This is a genomic window from Nocardia sp. NPDC057227, from assembly GCF_042669725.1.
In the GTDB taxonomy this organism is placed as follows: Bacteria; Actinomycetota; Actinomycetes; order Mycobacteriales; family Mycobacteriaceae; genus Nocardia; species Nocardia asteroides_A.
This window is the reverse complement of record NZ_JBHUXA010000015.1, coordinates 54,673-69,331: the sequence shown is the minus strand read 5'-3', so window position 1 is coordinate 69,331 and position 14,659 is coordinate 54,673. Positions and strand designations below refer to the sequence as shown.

The 14,659-nt window shown below is 72.9% G+C and carries 16 protein-coding genes; 5 read left to right on the top strand and 11 right to left on the bottom strand.

Annotation, left to right across the window (positions count from 1 at the left end; translation table 11 throughout):
* The first annotated feature begins 137 nt into the window (after positions 1-137).
* On the top strand, positions 138-1,934 hold the full coding sequence (locus ACFUJ1_RS21020; RefSeq protein ID WP_378647956.1) for an NYN domain-containing protein: 1,797 nt from the start codon (positions 138-140) through the stop codon (positions 1,932-1,934).
* 15 nt (positions 1,935-1,949) lie between these two features.
* Here the strand turns inward: ACFUJ1_RS21020 and ACFUJ1_RS21015 are convergent, their stop codons facing one another.
* On the bottom strand, positions 1,950-2,897 hold the full coding sequence (locus ACFUJ1_RS21015; protein ID WP_378647955.1) for a GlxA family transcriptional regulator: 948 nt from the start codon (positions 2,895-2,897) through the stop codon (positions 1,950-1,952).
* Between the two features lie 98 nt (positions 2,898-2,995).
* On the opposite strand from ACFUJ1_RS21015, the gene ACFUJ1_RS21010 reads away from it, so the two are divergent.
* Positions 2,996-3,571: a DJ-1/PfpI family protein gene (locus tag ACFUJ1_RS21010; protein ID WP_378647953.1), complete on the top strand. Its 576-nt coding sequence runs from the start codon at positions 2,996-2,998 to the stop codon at positions 3,569-3,571.
* Between the two features lie 44 nt (positions 3,572-3,615).
* Here ACFUJ1_RS21010 and ACFUJ1_RS21005 read toward each other — a convergent pair whose 3' ends face one another.
* A complete protein-coding gene (locus tag ACFUJ1_RS21005; protein WP_378647951.1) occupies positions 3,616-4,872 on the bottom strand; it encodes a glycosyltransferase in 1,257 nt (418 codons plus the stop codon).
* Positions 4,873-4,950: 78 nt separating this feature from the next.
* Between ACFUJ1_RS21005 and ACFUJ1_RS21000 the strand changes: the two genes are divergently transcribed.
* Positions 4,951-5,529 (top strand): TetR/AcrR family transcriptional regulator, encoded by a 579-nt coding sequence (locus ACFUJ1_RS21000; protein WP_378647949.1) that lies wholly within the window; start codon positions 4,951-4,953, stop codon positions 5,527-5,529.
* 3 nt (positions 5,530-5,532) lie between these two features.
* Here the strand turns inward: ACFUJ1_RS21000 and ACFUJ1_RS20995 are convergent, their stop codons facing one another.
* From ACFUJ1_RS20995 to ACFUJ1_RS20985, 3 genes are all read right to left on the bottom strand, one after another.
* Entirely contained in the window at positions 5,533-6,159 is a 627-nt protein-coding gene (locus tag ACFUJ1_RS20995) for a TetR/AcrR family transcriptional regulator (protein ID WP_378647947.1), read from the bottom strand.
* Positions 6,160-6,169: 10 nt separating this feature from the next.
* Positions 6,170-6,670, bottom strand: a complete 501-nt coding sequence (locus ACFUJ1_RS20990; protein ID WP_378647945.1) for a DUF1772 domain-containing protein — start codon at positions 6,668-6,670, stop codon at positions 6,170-6,172.
* An 87-nt stretch (positions 6,671-6,757) separates the two neighbouring features.
* A complete protein-coding gene (locus ACFUJ1_RS20985; protein ID WP_378647943.1) occupies positions 6,758-7,540 on the bottom strand; it encodes an MBL fold metallo-hydrolase in 783 nt (260 codons plus the stop codon).
* A gap of 162 nt (positions 7,541-7,702) precedes the next feature.
* Here ACFUJ1_RS20985 and ACFUJ1_RS20980 point away from each other — a divergent pair, with 162 nt between their 5' ends.
* Entirely contained in the window at positions 7,703-8,458 is a 756-nt protein-coding gene (locus tag ACFUJ1_RS20980) for an SDR family oxidoreductase (protein ID WP_378647941.1), read from the top strand.
* Between the two features lie 37 nt (positions 8,459-8,495).
* On the opposite strand, the gene ACFUJ1_RS20975 is transcribed toward ACFUJ1_RS20980, so the two are convergent.
* From ACFUJ1_RS20975 to ACFUJ1_RS20955, 5 genes are all read right to left on the bottom strand, one after another.
* Positions 8,496-9,005 (bottom strand): SRPBCC family protein, encoded by a 510-nt coding sequence (locus tag ACFUJ1_RS20975; protein ID WP_378647939.1) that lies wholly within the window; start codon positions 9,003-9,005, stop codon positions 8,496-8,498.
* 29 nt (positions 9,006-9,034) lie between these two features.
* Positions 9,035-10,240, bottom strand: a complete 1,206-nt coding sequence (locus ACFUJ1_RS20970) for a PrsW family intramembrane metalloprotease (protein ID WP_378647937.1) — start codon at positions 10,238-10,240, stop codon at positions 9,035-9,037.
* Positions 10,237-10,908, bottom strand: coding sequence for a hypothetical protein (locus ACFUJ1_RS20965; protein ID WP_378647935.1), 672 nt, complete (start codon positions 10,906-10,908; stop codon positions 10,237-10,239). Before ACFUJ1_RS20965 ends, ACFUJ1_RS20970 begins: the two co-directional genes overlap by 4 nt.
* 67 nt (positions 10,909-10,975) lie before the next feature.
* Positions 10,976-12,166: an NADH:flavin oxidoreductase gene (locus ACFUJ1_RS20960; protein WP_378647933.1), complete on the bottom strand. Its 1,191-nt coding sequence runs from the start codon at positions 12,164-12,166 to the stop codon at positions 10,976-10,978.
* On the bottom strand, positions 12,163-12,747 hold the full coding sequence (locus ACFUJ1_RS20955) for a TetR/AcrR family transcriptional regulator (protein WP_378647931.1): 585 nt from the start codon (positions 12,745-12,747) through the stop codon (positions 12,163-12,165). Before ACFUJ1_RS20955 ends, ACFUJ1_RS20960 begins: the two co-directional genes overlap by 4 nt.
* Before the next feature lie 103 nt (positions 12,748-12,850).
* Between ACFUJ1_RS20955 and ACFUJ1_RS20950 the strand changes: the two genes are divergently transcribed.
* Positions 12,851-13,495, top strand: coding sequence for a TetR/AcrR family transcriptional regulator (locus tag ACFUJ1_RS20950; RefSeq protein ID WP_378647929.1), 645 nt, complete (start codon positions 12,851-12,853; stop codon positions 13,493-13,495).
* Positions 13,496-13,556: 61 nt separating this feature from the next.
* Here ACFUJ1_RS20950 and ACFUJ1_RS20945 read toward each other — a convergent pair whose 3' ends face one another.
* Positions 13,557-14,396 carry an LppX_LprAFG lipoprotein gene (locus tag ACFUJ1_RS20945; RefSeq protein ID WP_378647927.1) on the bottom strand — a complete coding sequence of 280 codons (840 nt, stop codon included), beginning with the start codon at positions 14,394-14,396 and terminating at the stop codon, positions 13,557-13,559.
* Positions 14,397-14,659 lie beyond the last annotated feature (263 nt).

Sequence of the window (14,659 nt, the reverse complement as noted above, 5' to 3'; positions counted from 1 at the left end):
TGACCGACACCGGAGAGTGCTTCCACTCGGGATCATGGGGGTTTCGAGGAACGTACTACCGCTCAGGGGGCGGACATGCAGACCGGTACCGCGATCTACTGGGATTTCGAGACATCGCCGTCTCGCACTACGAGTCGGTGCGCGGCGCCGGGGCGTGGTTCGCCGACGACGGCTGGAAACGCTTCCCGCGCTCGGGCGCGATCGAGCGGCTGAGCCAGGCCGTGATCGATGTCGGCGCGGTCCTCGCGCACGCCGCGACGCTGGGCGACATCCTGGTGAACCGGGCCTACGGCAACTGGGTGCACGCCGGGCTCGGCGTCTACTCCGACCCGCTCGCGGAGCACCTGGTCGACCTGGTCCACCTGCCGCAATTGACGACCAAGAAGAACGGTGCCGACATCCGGCTCGCCATCGACGTCATCGACGACCTGCAGCGGTTCCCGCACATCACCGACGTGCTGATCTGCGCGGGCGATTCGGACTACGTCGCGCTCGCGCGGCGGTGCAGGCAGCTCGGCCGCCGGGTGCACGGCATCGGCGTGCGCGACCACACCAGCCGGTTCTGGGTGGCCGCCTGCCACGACTTCCGCTACTACGACACCCTGGTCCCGCCGGAACCCGAGCCGGAGCCCGAACCCGAGCCGGTCTCCGCCGAGCGGCTCGACGCCGCCGGGCAGCTGCTGGTCCGGGCGCTGCGGCACGCCCGCCGGAGCGAGGGGCAGGAGTGGGTGAAGCGGGTGGCGATCAAGCCGCTGCTGCGCCGCCTCGACCCCGAGTTCACCGAGGCCGCGCTCGGTTTCGACACCTTCACCGCGTTCCTGCGGGCCTTCGAGAACGACCTGGTCGAGCTCGATCAGCCGCAGGGGCAGGGTGAGCTGCTGGTGCGGCTGCGCCCGGAGGCCGCCGTGGCTGCGCCGGAGCCTGCGGCCACCGATCCGATGCTGGCCGCCGACTACCGCCGGGTCTGGCAGTCGCAGACGCTGCGGCTGCTGCCGGAGCCCGGACGCACCTGGCCGCTGGTCGAGCAGGGCGTGCGGCTGCTGATGGACGCCGACGTCGCGTTCACCAATCTGCGCGAGGCCAGGGCCGTGATCGAGGAGCGCCAGGACGGCGATCCCGCCGACATCCGCCGGATCTCGCAACTGGTGACCCGGCTCGCCGACGTGCTGCGCCGCCGGGCGGACGGCACCTCGTTCGTCGTGCCGGTGGCGCCGGAGGCGGCGCTGTGGCGGGTCCAGCTCGGGCTGGTCAACCGGCTGCGGTCCCGGATCGAGGGCGAGCCCGACCTGGCGGCGCTGGCGACGGCGCTGTTCGGGGCGGCGCCGTCGGCGGCCGAGCACGCCCGGGTGGCCGAACTGCTGGCGCATCCGACCGCCGCCGGTTACGCCGCCGCGCTGCCCGCGCCGGTGCCGAAGCCGAACGCGCTGTGGAGCGTCGCGGCGGCGCTGCACGATGCCGAGCCGGACGCGGTGCTCGACGGCCCCGCCGCGCTGCGCGACCTGCACGTGCGGGTCGTGGCCGGGACCGACGCGGAGCTCGTCGCGGACACCGCCGGGCTGTGGCAGCTGCTGACCAGGGCCGGGGTCCTGCGTCCCGGGGAGCCGATCGGCCCCCGGCGCGGGGAGCGGCCCGAGGACATCGTCGACGCCGTCACCCGGCTGTGGATCGCCGACCTCGCGGCGGCCGGGGTTCGGGCCGATCCGGATGTGCTCGCCGAGTTGGTCCTCGTCGACCGGATCAGCGCCGAGAACCGGGATCGGGTCGCTGCACTGACCGCGTCGGACGGCGAGGTCGCGGAGCCCGAGGTCGCCGCGGCACCGGAAGAACCCGCTCGATCGAACGGCGCCGTGCACGGGAAGCCGTTTGTGCTCGGCGGGCTGGCGTGGTGGCGCAGGCGCGTCCACCACCGGGACGTCACCGACGTCACCCGCTGACCAGCCCGGCGCGACCTACTCGGAGGGTCCCGCCCGGAATGTCGACCGGTACGCCGCGGGCGTGGTGCCGACGTGCCGGACGAAGTGGTACCGCAGGGTCTCGATCGAGCCGAAACCGGCTGCGGTGGCGATGCGTTCGACGGGCAGGTCGCTCGTCTCGAGCAGTTCCCGCGCCCGCTGGAGGCGGCGGTCGAGGAGCCACTGCGCGGGGGTCGTTCCGGTGTGGGCGCGGAATCGCCGGGACAGGGTGCGGACGCTCATCGAAGCCGCGCCCGCGATGTCGGCGAGGGACAGGGGAGTGGCGAGGTTGTCCTGCATCCACCGCAGGGTCGGAGCGAGGTCGTCGGAGTTGGTGATGGGTGCCGGGCGCTCGATGAACTGGGCCTGGCCGCCTGATCGCTGGGGTGGCGTGACGATCTGCCGCGCGATGTCGGCGGCGACCGTCGCGCCCCGGTCGCGGCGCACCAGGTGCAGGCACAGGTCGAGCCCGGCCGCGATACCTGCCGAGGTCAGGATCTGGCCGTCGTCGATGAAGAGGACCGAGGGGTCGACCGTGACGGCCGGGTAGCGCTGCGCGAGGTGGTCGGTGAGCATCCAGTGCGTCGTCGCGCGGCGGCCGTCCAGGAGCCCGGCGGCGGCGAGGACGAAGGCGCCGGTGCAGATCGAGGCCACTCGCGCGCCGCGGCGCGCGGCTTCCCGCACCGCGTGCAGGACGCGCGGGTCGGGTACCGCGCCGGGGTCGGCGCCGGGGACGATCACCGTCTGCGCGTCGAGCACGTCGCCGAGGCCGTAGCGCGAGGAAAAGGCGAACATCTCCTCGCCCGCGGCGGTGGCGATCGAATTCCGCTGTCGCTGAGCGCACACCCGGACCCGGTAGCCGGGTGCGAGGGCGAAGACCTGGCAGGGCGTGGCGAGCTCGAAACCGACGACCCCGTCGACCGCGAGCACGGCGACGGTATGCATGGCTGGATCCTACGCCACCCTGGCGATCACGCCACTGTCCGCGCGAGCCGACGGCCGAGATACTCGGGATGTAAACACCACGGCCATAGGAGGATTCGATGACGTTGCGCGTGCACACACTGCTCTACGACGGGGTGGAGGATCAGGACTTCATCGGCCCGATCACCGCGCTCGGCACGGTCGACGGAGTCGAGCACAGCTTCGTCACCATCGACGGCTCCGGCGCCGTGACCACCGCGGCGGGGCTCGAGCTCACCGTCCGGACGCCGTGGTCACCGGAGGACGCCGACCTGCTCGTGATCCCCGGCGGCGGCTACGGCCCCGGCTCGGCGGTCGAGGAGCAGCGCGGCACGGTGCCGCCCGCACTGGCCGCGGCCAGGGGTCCCGGGCTCACCCTCGCGGCCGTGTGCACCGGAACGCTGCTGCTGGCGGCGGCGGGAATCACCACCGGTCGCCGGTGCACGACCCACCACATCGCCCTGGACGATCTCCGGCGCCAGGGTGCGATTGTCACCGCCGGTCGCGTGGTCGACGACGGCGACCTGATCACCGCAGGCGGCGTCACCTCCGGAATCGACCTCGGCCTGCACCTGGTCGAGCGGTTCTTCGGCCCCGCCAGCGCGGCGCAAGCCGAGGAGATCCTCGAACACGAACGCCGCACCGAGCCGTGGTAGGCGGAGCCGGGAGGCGCCGTCGTCGCGGCCGCCCATCCGGCGCGCTACCTGGTCGCGGCCGAATTCTCCCGGCGTAGCGCAGGAGCCAGCCCCTCGGCGACATCCGCGAACCGCGTGGCGCCACCGTGCGCCCGCAACGTCGCGGCGGCGGCGCGGGCGCCGGGCGTCAGGGCGCGGGCGCGCTCGACGGCCACGCGCAGCGAGCGGGCGTTCAGTTCCTTGGACCGCAGCGTGACCCCGGCGCCTGCCTCGCTGACGCGCCGCGCGATCTCCGGCTGATCGCGCCCGAAGGGGACGACCACCGTCGGCACGCCCGCGGCCATGGCCTTGGAGACGATCCCGAACCCGCCGTGCGTGACGACGGCGGCGCAGTGCGGCAGCACGTGCCCGTGCGGCACGAAGCGCTCGACCCGGATGTTGCCCGCGCTCGCCAGCGCGGCACCCTCGTACGCCTCGGCGAGGGTGAGCAGCACCCGCACCGGCTGGTCGCGAAGCGCCTCGACGGCGATCCGGGCCAGGTCCTCGTCGCCCTGGTAGTCGGTGGAGCAGGTGACCAGGACCCAGGGGTCGCCGGGCTCGTCCAGGTAGGCGGGGCGCTCGGCGGGGAGATCCCAGGGCTGGGCGCCGACCAGGTGGACGTGGGCGGGCAGGTCGGTGCGCGGGTACTCCAGCGGCTCGCCGGTGAGCACGATCACCGCGTCCTGGGCGGTGAACTGGTCGAGCGGAGAACGGAATTCGGGCAGCCCGGCCTCCCGGCGCAGCTCGTTCAGCCCGGGCAGCATGGCCTTGCCGAACATGCGCTCGACCAGCTTCCATCCCAGCGCGTCGCGCACCCGGCCGAGCGGGCCGGACAGCGGCTTCAGCCCGAGGCCGTAGGGCGGGACACCGCGGCCGCGCACCGGAAGCACCGAGGGCAGCACCATGGCGGTCGGCAGCGGCGACGCCTGGGCGCGGGTCTGCGCGCCGTAGGCGATGGAATCGACCAGCAGCACGTCGGGGCGGTGCTCGGCGATGGCGGCGTCCAGGTCGGGGCCGTCGAACCGGCCGCGGCGCAGGAGATCGACCTGGCCGCTGCGCAGCCGCTCGGTGTCGGAGGTGGCGCGGAAGTCGGTGACCTCGACCGCGGTGACGCGCGGGTCGACGGCGTCGGCGGAGAGCCCGGCGGCGCGCAGCGGGCCGACCAGGGCGGGCAGGGTGCGCACGTGCACCTCGTGGCCGCGGCGGCGCAGCTCGAGCAGGCCGGGGACGAGGGGAAGGGTGTGGCCGGTGGCCGGGGCGGTGTAGACGAGGAAGCGGGTCATCGCGGGCTCCGTTTCGGGGGACTTCTGTTAGTATGGGACTAAATTGATTTGTGTCAAGCCCAAAGGGAAGTAGGTGCGATGACGCGCCGATACGAGATGACAGCGAGGGCGAAGGCGCGCGAGCAGACCAGGGAGGCCATCCTGGACGCGGCGATCGAGCTCTTCGTCGACACCTGGTACGACGAGGTGACGATCGCCGATGTCGCTGCCACGGCGGGGGTTTCGTCGCAGACGGTGGTGAACCACTTCGGCAGCAAGATCGGGCTGTACGTCGCCGGGCTGGCCGAGCGGTTCGCCCCCGCGGTGCGGGCGCAGCGCGCCGAGGCGGTGCCCGGCGACGTGGAGTCCATCGTGCGCACCGCGGTGCGCGACTACGAGCGCACCGGCGAGGGCACCTGGCGGTTGCTGGCGCTCGCCGAGCGGATGCCGGAGCTGCTGCCGATCATCGAGGACGGGCACCGCTCGCACCGGGACTGGGTGGAGACGATCTTCGCCGCGGAGATCGAGCGCCGCCCGGACGAGCAGGACCGGTTCGGCGATCTGCTCGTGGTCGTGCTGAATGTCGGCACCTGGCGCAGCCTGCGGCGCGAGCAGGGGCTGAGCCAGGAGGCCACCACCGAGTACCTGGTCACGCTGGTCGGCGCGCTGCTGAAGTGAGGCTCAGCGCGAGTGCTCCAGGTAGGCGACGATGGCGGCGGTGAAGCCGCGGCGCGCCTCGTCCAGGTCGGCGTAGGTGCCGAGCTGCTTCTCCGACACGATGCCGCGCATGGCGCCCGGCAGGAACGAGGCGACCTCGCGCACCCGCTCCGGGTCCACGTCGAGATCGGCGAAGGCCTTCTGACAGGCGGCGTTCCAGCCTGCCCGCCAGGAGACGAGCTCGGCCGCGGTCTGCGGGTAGAGCCGCTCCAGCTCGGCCGGGTCGCGCGGGAGCGCGGCGCGCAGCGTCTCGATGGCGCGCGAATCGGTGCCGGTCAGGCCGTGGTAGAGCGTGTCGACGGTGGCGGCGACCCGCTCCCGGAGCGAGCCGCCGGGCGCCAGCCCCACCGGGAGCTCGCCGCGCCGCTCGGCGGTGCGGTGCAGCACCGCCGCCCACAGCCCGTCGATATCGCCGAACTGGTACTTCACCGCACCCCAGGTGACCCCGATGTCCTTGGCGATCCGGTTGGCCGAGACCGAGCCGGGATCGCCGGAGGCCAGCGAGCCGAGCGCGGCCTCGAGCATGGACTCGCGGGTCGCCGCGCCGCGGCGGTTGGTGCGTCTGCTGCTGCTCGGGGCCGTTCCGGTCATTTCCGCGATGCTAATCGGCGATCGGCCGCGCCCGGTCGCCGGAGAGCGAGAGCGCGCGCAGCGCGCAGAGCCAGCCCGCCCCGCCGAGCGCCATCCGGGCGTAGTTCGCCGACGTCCACAGCTCGACGAACGAGGCGGTGCGATCGGCATCCCAGTCCGCGCCGTCGCGCTGGAAGAGCACCATCTGCGGGACGAACCAGCCGTAGCTGACCAGGGCGTAGGTGGTCATGAGCAGGGCGGCGGCCAGCCACCAGCGCCGGATCGGGCCCGGTGCCCGCCAGGCGAGGCCGATGTTCAGCAGAGCCAGCAGCGCGACCAGCGGCGAGACGAAGGGCCAGAATGCCTTCCCCGCCCGCTCGAAGCCGGAATCGGTCATGGCGGCGAGCGTGTCCGCAGGCGGCACCTGCTCCCACAGGTGCACCACGATGACCTTCTCGTACCAGCCCGCCCCGAACTGGATACCGACGAAGATCACCAAGAGCCAGAGTGCGATGGTGCGTGCGCGTGTCATACGGAGAACGCTAGGTCGCGCGCGCGAGCCGGGAATCCGGGCTCGACCCGGATCCCGACCCCGAAATATCCCCCGAGAAACGAACTTTCAGACGAGCGAACCGGCCAGCAGCGAGGCGTCGTGCGCGCAGACGATCCGCAGGTCGGGTTCGCCGCGCTGGTAGAGCTCGGCGAGCCGGGCGTGGTTCTCCCGAACCCGGTGCCGGTCGTAGGCGACCGACGACTCCATGACCGACAGCGGGAACGGGACCTTCGAGCGGCCGTCCAGCGTGGCCGGGTGGTAGAAGGCGTCACCGGCGTGCAGGATCCAGCGCCGCCCGGCGTCCACCGCGACGCAGGCGTGCCCGCGGGTGTGCCCGGGCAGGGCGATGAGCACGATGCCCGGTGCGATCTCGGTGAGCTCGCGGGCCGCGGCGAAGCCGCGCCACGGCTCGCCCGCCGGATTGTGCTGCACGAATTTCGGGCCGTGCGCCCACTGCGCGGCGCGGAAGCGCATGCGCTCGCGCGAGGTCGGCTCGGTGACGGCGCCGCGCAGCTCCGCCGAGGTCAGGTGCACCTGGGCATGCGGGAAGTCGGCGAGCCCGCCGATGTGGTCGGCGTCCAGGTGGGTGAGCACGATGTGGCGCACGTCGTCGCGCTTGAAGCCGAGCCGCTCCACCTGCCGCGCGGCCGTCTCGTTCGGCTCCAGCACGGGCCGTAGCAGGTGCCGCACCGGGCCGATCCTGGCGCCCGGGTCGACGATGTCGCGCAGGCCGAAGCCGGTGTCGACCAGCACCAGCGAGCCGGGTGCCTCGACCAGCAGGACATGACAGACCAGGTCGGCCGTCGCGGGGGGATGCATGCTGCCACAGTTCAGGTGGTGGACTTTCACGGGCGCGTTCCGTCGTCGTCGAAGGGGAAGGGGGAGTCCGCCTCGGCCACGACGGCGGACACCGACAACCTACGGAATGCCGGGCGTTTGCGCGCCCGGTTGTCACACATCCGTTCGCCGTGTCGTCACCCCATCGACAGCCACGAAGCGAAGGAGCACGACATGCGGGTAGCGGTACTGGGGGCCGGCGGACTGATCGGCGCGGCCGTGGCCGAGGTGCTCACCGGACGCGGGCACGAGGTGATCGCGCTGACCCGGACGTCCGGAGTGGACGCCTACACCGGCGCGGGACTGGACGCGGCGCTGGCCGGAGTGGACGCGATCGTCGACGCGGTGAACTCACCGCTGCAGGAGACCGAGGCGGTGCGCGAGTTCTTCGGCACCGTCGCGCGGCGGGTGCAAGCCGCGGCGGCCCGCGCCGGGGTGCGGCACATCGTGCTGCTCTCGATCATCGGCATCGACGACACCACCGCCGGGCACTACGCGGGCAAGCTGGCCCAGGAACACGCCTACCTGGAAGGGGCGGTGCCGGTGCGGATTCTGCGCGCCGCCCAGTTCCACGAGTTCACCGAGATGATGCTGACCTGGACCACCGTCGGCGACACCGCCACCGTGCCGCGGATGCGCACCCAGCCGGTGAGCGCGCGGACCGTCGCCGAGCGGCTCGCCGATCTCGCGCTCGCCGCCGAGGCGCCCGCGCGGCTCGAGCTGGCCGGTCCGGAGCCGCTGGACCTGGTGACCGCGGTGCGGGCACTGGCCGAGCGGCGCGGCGCGCCCGCGCACGTGCTGGAGTCCGCCGACGACACCGCGCCGGACGCCGCGCTGCAGGCGGGCGGCGGGCTGCTGCCCGGCCCCGCGGCCGAGCTGGCCGGCCCCACCTTCGCCACCTGGCTGGACCAGCGGCACCCGGTCGGCTGACCGACCGGTCGCCATGTTGGCCCGTCCGGCCAATTGGTCATCCGACCTGCTCGGACTCCAGGACCTCCTTGAGCCGGGCCAGGGTGCGCCGGATATTGCCCCGCTGGAATTCGGCGAAGCCGCGTTTGCCGGTGGCGAGGCGGTCGAAGACGGACGCCACCGCATCTGGCCACTTCGCCCGGTCGTCGGTCCAGGTCTCGGTGACCCGGGTGCCGCCGTCGACCGGCTCGAAGCGGTACTCCCAGGAGGCGACGGCCACCCGCAGCGCGGGCTTGCGCACACCCCAGCGCTGCACCTGGAAGGCGAACCGGCTGCCCGGCTCGGCGGCGGTCACCACGCAGCCGGTGTGCCAGCGGAAGCCGCTGCGCACATTGGCGCCGACGAAGGTGGTACCGACCTGGGCCGGGCGGCCGGGGGCGTCGAGCACGGCGCCGGTGTTCTCCGGGCTCCAGCGCCCCATGCGGGTGACGTCGGCGATGTTGTCGTACGCGGTCGCCGGGTCGACGGCGATCACGATGCTGTCGGTGATCTGCATGGTTCGGGCCATTCCCGGACTCTACGCACGTCGCACCGCGGTCAGAGCCGGACGGGGAGCAACGCCTCGCCCGGCGGCCTGCCCGCCCGCAGCCGCGCGACCTCGGACCTGGCGAACTCCACCCGCGGCGTCGCGGCGCCGTGCCCGGTGGCGAGCGCATCGGCCAGGTCGTGCACCGCCTCGAGCACGTAGGCGTTCCGCGCGCGGCCCGCGCGGTCAGCACCCGAGCGCCGGAACGCCCGCCGCGCCCGTGCGTTCCCGCACGCGGCCACGGCCTCCCCCGAGGTGACCGCGCCGGCGGCCACCTCGGGGGCCAGGATCGCCTCGAGGAACGCGCGTTCCGCGGGAACGGTCAGCGCGAACACCCGCACCGCGATCGTCAGCGCGGCCGCCATGATGCCGAGAATGAGCCCGTATGCTGCCAGATTGCTGCCGCCGGCGAAGTTGCCCATCGAGTCCCACAGCCCGTGCAGCAGCATGGCGGTGCCGATCAGGAGTAGCCCGCGCCCGATCCGGCGCGGCTCGGCCGGACGCCCGAGCAGGTAGACCAGCCCGGCGCAGAACAGCGCGGTGTAGAGCAGGTGGCCGGTGGCGCCGGTGGCGACCCGCAGGAAGACCGTGCCGAGCGAGGCGTCCACCTGGTTGGCGCCGAACTGGGCGGCGCCCGAGTTCATGCCGTAGGCGATGTCCTCGATGATCTCGAAGCCGAGCCCGAGGAACGCGCCGAGGATGAAGCCGTCGAAGGCGGTGCGCACCAGCCGTGGCGCCAGCGCGATGAGCAGCAGCAGCCCGAAGCCCTTCGCCGTCTCCTCGGTGAACGGCGCGGCCAGCCCGGCGCCCCAGTCCTGGGCCCAGGCGTGCCCGAAGAGCTTGCCGTAGACGCTGATCAGCGCGGTGTTGGCGTAGGAGGCCATGGCCCAGGTGGCGGCGAACCCGCCCCAGCAGAACGCCACCACCAGGATCTTCGTCGGCTGCCGGGCGTAGCGGTCGATGTGCTGGGTGAACCACCAGAAGAGGGCGCCGTAGACCGTGAACACCGCCGCGGTGACCAGGATGGCCCGGCTGTAGGCCCCGTAGCTGTTGCCGATCCGGCTCGCGAAGAGCAGCGCGCCGGAGGCGGTGAGCAGCACGTAGACCCAGAACGCGAGGTTGCGCGGCTGGTAGAAGGTGAAGGAGCGGCCCCAGCCGGACTGCTCGATCGCCAGGAACCTGGCCCGGTCGAGATCGCTGGTCGAGGTGGTGGTCATGCGTCCCGCTCTCCGGTCCGGCCGAGCCCGGCGATCATGGCGCCCACGTCGGTGAGAATGTCTCGGTCCGGTCGCGCGGGGCCGACCGCGACGATCTCCACCCCGGTGCCCTCGAAGACGAACGCGGCGAGCACGCCGTCCCGCTGGGCTGCCGCGAACCGGGTGCTGATCCCGGTCACGCCGCCGGTGGTGGTGATCGGTGCCGGATCGCCGGTCGCGGTCAGCCCGTGGCCGCCGGAGAGCGCGGCGTCGGTGCGCTCGATCTGGTCGAGCAGCGCGTTCGCGTCCCCGTCGAAGGTGCCGGTCTGCACGGTGAACCGAATGCCGCGGCGGGCGAGCACGGCCACCGTCGGGTAGCCACGGCCGCTCGGCTCGTCCGCGGCGCGTTCGCCGTCGACCAGCGCCCAGCCCGGCTCGGCCGGGAAGGTGATCCCGCCGTCCAGCGCGATCACGTCGCCCGCGACGGTCACATCGTCGTCCGCGAGCGCCGCGTCCAGCCGCGGCAACAGCACACCCTGCAGGAAGGCGAGCGCGAGCACCACCAGCGCGGGCAGCAGCGTCCGCCGGTCCATCCCGAACCAGCGCCGGTCGACCGGGACCCAGCGATCGCCGGGGTCGAAATACGATGCCGTCTCGGCCGTTCCGCGCTCCCTGGCGTGCGTCCCCACGGGACCTCCATTCCGGTATCGCCGAAACGATAACCCGGAGATTGCCCGAGGGCGAGCGGGGACCGGCTCAGCCCGGAACGCCGGCCACCGGCTCGTCCGGGCGGGCCAGCACGCAGCGGGTGCGGTGGAAGATCGTCGTCATGCAGACGTTGCAGTGCGTGCAGAGCGACTCGGTCGCCGGGTCGGCGCGCAGCCGCTGCAGCAAGTCGGGCTCGCGCAGCAGGCCCCTGGCCATGGCGACGAATTCGAAGCCCCTCGCCATCGCCAGATCCATGGTCGCCCTGGTGGTGATGCCGCCGAGCAGCATGAGCGGCATGGTCAGCTCGCGCCGGAACTGCTGCGCGAGGTCGAGCAGGTAGGCCTCGCGGTAGGGGTACTCGCGCAGGAAGAAGCGGCTGCCTGCCCGCAACCCCCAGCTCAGCGGCGGCGGAAAGACGCGGGCGAATTCCCGGTGCGGCGCGTCGCCGTGGAACAGGTACATGGGGTTCAGCAGCGAGCTGCCCACGGTCAGCTGGAGTGCGTCGAGCGCGCCGTCCGCCTCCAGCCAGCGCCCGATCTGCAGGCTCTCCGGCAGTCTCAGCCCGCCGCGCACGCCGTCGTCCATGCTCAATTTGGCGGTGACGGCCATGCCGGTGCCGACCCGCTCGCGCACCGCGGTGGCGATCTCCCTGGCGAAGCGGGCCCGGTTCTCCAGCGCGCCGCCGTACTCGTCGCGGCGGCGGTTCAGCAGCGGGCTGAAAAAGGCGCTGACCAGGTAGTTGTGCCCGAAATGCAGCTCGACGGCGTCGAATCCGGCGTCCTGCGCCAGCACCGCGGCCTCGGCGTGCGCGCGGACCAGCCCGCGCACCTCGGCCGCGCTCGGGCGCCGGGTGGCGGCCATGCCGAGCGGGCTGAACAGCCGGCTCGGGGAGAGCGCGGGGGCGCGATTCGACGCGGCGTTGGCGACCGGGCCCGCGTGGCCGAGTTGCGCGCTCACCGCGGCGCCCTCGGCGTGCACGGCGTCGGCGAGCCTGCGCAGCCCCGGTACCGCCTCCGGCCGCATCCAGATCTGCCTGCGCTCGGTGCGGCCCTCGGGCGCGACCGCGCAGTAGGCGACGGTGGTCATCCCGACCCCGCCGCGCACCGGGCGCAGGTGGTACTCGATCAGGTCGTCGGTGACCAGCGCGTCCGGGGTGCGGGCCTCGAAGGTCGCGGACTTGACCACCCGGTTCCGTAACCGGACCGGCCCGAGCTGGGCCGGGGCGAACACGTCGTTCATTCTTCCTCCGGAGAGAGTGCGAGCCCCGCGCTCACGAACGCGGTGAGGGCTGCCACCGCGGCGGGGGAGAGCACCCGGTCGCCGGCGAGCGGGTCGCCGAACTGGCCGAGCACGAGGTCGAAGGCGAGCAGCCAGCGCCGCTTGGCGGTGGCGGCGTTGAGGCCGGGCACCAGGTCGCGCAGCAGCGCCACCCAGGGGTCGAGCCGGAACCAGGTGGCCGCCCAGCGCACCGGCCGCCTGCCGAGCACGAGGCGGGCGAGCAGGTGCAGGTAGAGCCGGCCGGTGGGGTCGGCGGCGAGCTCGGCGAGCGGCGCGATCAGCGCCGTGACCACCGCGCGCACGTCGGGGGAGCCGACGGCGAGATCGTCGAGCGTGGTCTGCCAGAGCGGGCCGAGCCTGGCCTCCAGCAACGCGGCGACCAGCGCCTCCTTGGAGCCGAAGTGGTAGTGCACGGCGGCCGGGTTCAGCCCGGCGGCGGCGCACACGGCGCGCACCGAGACCCGGTCGTACCCGGCCTCGAGCAGCAGTCGCTCGGCACTGGTGAGGATGCGTTCGCGCGTCCCGGTCTCGGCTCGTCCCACGGCAGAATTAGAACACGTTTCAATCGTCTGTTCAATCACTGATTGAACTCCGGCGGCGGGACCGGGCGGAATGCCGGATTTCCCGCTCCCGCACACTGGAGCCATGAGACGACCGGCGTGGAACGGTTCGCCGCCGAGCGGCCCGGAGGAGGCGCGCGAGCGCATCACGACCGCCGCCATGCGGTGTATCGACACGCACGGCGCGCGCGGGACCAGCCTCTCGCGCGTGGCCGCGGAGCTGGGCGTGATCCGGCAGACGGTGTACCGCTACTACCCGAGCACCGAGGCGCTCTTCGCCGCGGTCGGGTACGCGGCGCGGGACAGCTTCGTGGACCGGCTGGTCGCGCACCTGGCCGGGCGGGCCGACCCGGCCGAGCTTGCGGTGGAGGCGGTCGCGTTCACCGTCGAGGAGCTGCCCGCGGAGCGGTATCTGACCGCGCTGATGAACAGCGGGGAGGGTACGGCGTTCTCCCGGTACGCGCTCTCGGAGGTGGCGCTCGGCGTTTGCCGGGAGGCGTTCGCCCGCACCGACGTCGAGTGGGCGGCGCACGGCTTCACCGGCCAGGAGCTGGACGAGCTGATCGAGTTCCTCGTCCGCGTGCTGCTCTCCTTCGTCGAGGAGGCGGCGGGCGCTTCGGCACCGCCGCGGCGCGGGGCCGAGCTCCGCGCCTACCTGCGCCGCTGGGTCGCGCCCGCGGTGCGCGCCGCCGCGCACGCCGGGTGCCGCGAAACGCGAAAAGCCGGGTGACCGGCGCGCAATCGCACCAGCCATCCGGCTCGTGGCCCCGGCCATGACCGGCCGGTAGCTGTCAGTTCGCGGGCTTGGTGACCGTGACCGGTTCGGCCCAGTCCGAGAGGGTGACGTTGATGGTGCCGCCGCCCTTCTTGATGATGGCGCGCACCAGGTTCGGCCCGTCGCCGGCGGAGGGGGCGTCGGACGGCTTGGCCGCGGCCGAGGTGCTCGGCGGCGCGACGTCGGCGATGTAGAGCGTGATCGGGAAGGTGCCGCCGCCCTCGCCGACCCGGGGCACGATCGGGTCGATGACCGAGGAGTCGATGGTACCGCTGACCTTCACGACCGCGGTGCCCTCGACGCTCTCGCGCCCCTCGACCTTCGGGTTCTGCACCTTGGCGATGACATTGGCGAGGCCCTTGTCCTTGTCCAGGATGATGCCCGGATCGTAGACCTTCTCCGAGGGGCCGAGGTCGGCGAACTTGCCGTCCTCCAGCTTGACCCAGATGGACTTGTCCACGACGACGAAGTCGGCCTCGATGAACGGCGCGTCCGGCTTGGTCCGCACGGTGGCGCTGCCCTGGGCCGCGCCCTGGCCCTGCGGCTGGTTGGTGACGTCCGCGTCGACCTTCTCGACCGGCAGGTTCTGGATGTTCTCGACCTCCAGCTCCAGGTGCACGGCCTGCAGGGTCTGCGTGGTGCGCGCGGACTCCTGCACGATCTGCGCGGCCTCGGGCAGCGCGCCGGTCGCGGTCGCGGCGGTGCTCGTGCCGGTGCTGGAATCGTCGCTGCCGCAACCGGTCAGGACGGCCGCGAGGAGCGAAGCCGCGACGGCCGCGGTGCCGAGGCGCACCGGGGTGAGCCGGCGGGTTGCGCGCCGGGCGACGGTGGATTCGAACGTTGTCGGGTCACTCATGGATGCCCCCAGAGAGTGCGTGGTCGCAGGCGACCGGGGTGGAGTGGCAGCAGGCGCTGCCGGGGTGGCGCAGCAGCCCCTCCGGCGGAGGAAGAGCCCTTCGCCGGCCGTGATTTCCGGTGGCCGACCCATGGCCGAACCACGGTCGGAAGCCGCTGCGGGCCGGAACGTTACCCTGTGCGCGGTCGTCTCGCATAGGGCCGACGGCAAACGCGTCGCGACCCGGTTCCGGCTTAAGGAATCGTTCAGTGCGCTGTAGGCGA

Bases quoted from the DNA above. Each gene is read 5' to 3' on its own strand.
- ACFUJ1_RS20980 (WP_378647941.1), top strand. From the start codon at position 7,703: ATGCGGGTAGCGGTACTGGGGGCCGGCGGACTGATCGGCGCGGCCGTG.
- ACFUJ1_RS21015 (WP_378647955.1), bottom strand. From the start codon at position 2,897: ATGCATACCGTCGCCGTGCTCGCGGTCGACGGGGTCGTCGGTTTCGAG.
- ACFUJ1_RS21005 (WP_378647951.1), bottom strand. From the start codon at position 4,872: ATGACCCGCTTCCTCGTCTACACCGCCCCGGCCACCGGCCACACCCTT.
- ACFUJ1_RS21010 (WP_378647953.1), top strand. From the start codon at position 2,996: ATGACGTTGCGCGTGCACACACTGCTCTACGACGGGGTGGAGGATCAG.
- ACFUJ1_RS20995 (WP_378647947.1), bottom strand. From the start codon at position 6,159: ATGACCGGAACGGCCCCGAGCAGCAGCAGACGCACCAACCGCCGCGGC.
- ACFUJ1_RS20970 (WP_378647937.1), bottom strand. From the start codon at position 10,240: ATGACCACCACCTCGACCAGCGATCTCGACCGGGCCAGGTTCCTGGCG.
- ACFUJ1_RS20975 (WP_378647939.1), bottom strand. From the start codon at position 9,005: ATGGCCCGAACCATGCAGATCACCGACAGCATCGTGATCGCCGTCGAC.
- ACFUJ1_RS21000 (WP_378647949.1), top strand. From the start codon at position 4,951: ATGACGCGCCGATACGAGATGACAGCGAGGGCGAAGGCGCGCGAGCAG.
- ACFUJ1_RS20945 (WP_378647927.1), bottom strand. From the start codon at position 14,396: ATGAGTGACCCGACAACGTTCGAATCCACCGTCGCCCGGCGCGCAACC.
- ACFUJ1_RS20950 (WP_378647929.1), top strand. From the start codon at position 12,851: ATGAGACGACCGGCGTGGAACGGTTCGCCGCCGAGCGGCCCGGAGGAG.
- ACFUJ1_RS20990 (WP_378647945.1), bottom strand. From the start codon at position 6,670: ATGACACGCGCACGCACCATCGCACTCTGGCTCTTGGTGATCTTCGTC.
- ACFUJ1_RS20960 (WP_378647933.1), bottom strand. From the start codon at position 12,166: ATGAACGACGTGTTCGCCCCGGCCCAGCTCGGGCCGGTCCGGTTACGG.